1 protein-coding gene is annotated in these 321 nt (G+C 27.7%); it reads left to right on the forward strand.

Features of this window, described 5'->3' with window-relative positions:
• Positions 1-40 precede the first annotated feature (40 nt).
• A partial coding sequence (locus KVT37_RS32030) for a hypothetical protein (protein ID WP_217579001.1) occupies positions 41-321 on the forward strand: 281 nt, incomplete at its 3' end.

Genomic DNA, 321 nt, shown 5'->3' on the forward strand with positions numbered 1-321 from the left:
AATCTACTTTCAAAACATTTTTCAATGAAAATCGGTGAAAATGATGCTCAATATCCGTACTAAAACAAAAAAAGGCTTGGACAATTCTGGTATAGATGACAACAGAGTATCCTATACAAAAATCAATTTACCAAAGAAGCCATCATTAAAAAACTATATAATAACTGATTCAGATATAGATCATATCGAAACTATTAATAATACGTTTTTTGAGACATCTAATGAAGAAAAAATGCCCCTGAAAGTTTCTAAGCAACCTTCTATTTCCAATTATGATTTAGCTCAAATTTTCTTAGAAGAAAATACATTTTTGAAGATAGA

The sequence above is a fragment of the Mesorhizobium sp. GbtcB19 genome (assembly GCF_019091085.1).
Taxonomy (GTDB): Bacteria; Pseudomonadota; Alphaproteobacteria; order Rhizobiales; family Rhizobiaceae; genus Mesorhizobium.